Origin of the sequence: Leucobacter soli (genome assembly GCF_042659205.1) — a bacterium.
GTDB lineage: Bacteria > Actinomycetota > Actinomycetes > Actinomycetales > Microbacteriaceae > Leucobacter > Leucobacter soli.
In genome coordinates, this window is the sequence record NZ_JBHSRW010000408.1 from 1 (window position 1) to 1,039 (window position 1,039).

Here is a 1,039-nt window from a genome sequence, read left to right on the forward strand (position 1 = left end):
CGGCGCTGCGGGCGGCACGGCGAGTCGAGCCCGAGCGGAGCCTCGCCGGCGCCGCGCTCGCCGCTCAGCACGGGGCGACGATGCGGCTCCTGCTGCTGCAGATCCCGGGGCAGCTGATCTTCGGCATCGCCAGCCAGGCGGCGCTGCTCCTGCTCGCCGGCAGCACCGTGATGCTGACGATGCGCGGCGAATTGAGCATCCCTGCTGCGATCGCGCTGATCGTCGTCATCGTCCGCTATCTGGAACCGTTCACCGTGCTTGCCGAGCTCTCTCCGGGCATCGAGACGTGCATCGGCGCGCTGCGCCGCATCCGCGAGGTCCTGGAGGCGCCGGTGGATTCTGCCGATTCCCCGGCGCGAACCGCCTCGGTCGCGACCTCAGGCGAGACCTCGAGCGAGACGCCGGACGAGATCTTGGACGAGACGTCGGACGAGCGGGGGACCGCGACGTCGAGCACGGCCGGTGGCGCGGCTCGGATCGAGGCGAGCGCCGCACCGCGGATTGAACCGCGGATTGCGCCACGGATCGAGCTGCGCGGGATCCGTTTCGGCTACGGATCGCAGCGGACGGATCGCCAGGTGTTCGACGGTTTCGACCTCGTACTCGAGCCCGGCACGACCACGGCGATCGTCGGCCCTTCGGGGTCGGGGAAGAGCACGCTGCTCACGCTGATCGCCGGCCTCCACGCGCCGGAGGCCGGCAGCATCGCGGTCGACGGGATCGATGTATCGACTCTCGACCTCGACGCCCGCCGCGATCTCGTCAGCGTCGTGTTCCAGCATCCGTATCTCTTCGACGGCGACATCCGCCAGAACGTGCTGGTCGGCGACCCCGCCGCCGGGTCCGACGACCTCGATCGGGTGGCGCGCCTTGCTCGGGTCGACACGCTGCTCGCCCGCCTCTCGGACGTCTGGGAGAGCCGGGTCGGCGAAGCCGGATCGAGTCTCTCGGGCGGCGAGCGGCAGCGCGTCTCGATCGCACGCGCGCTGCTGAAGCCGGCGCCCGTGCTGCTGGTCGACGAGCCGACGAACGACCTCGA

1 protein-coding gene is annotated in these 1,039 nt (G+C 70.9%); it reads left to right on the top strand.

The annotated features are described in order from the left end of the window. A partial coding sequence (locus ACFPZL_RS13575) for an ATP-binding cassette domain-containing protein (protein ID WP_382335915.1) occupies nt 1-1,039 on the top strand: 1,039 nt, incomplete at both ends.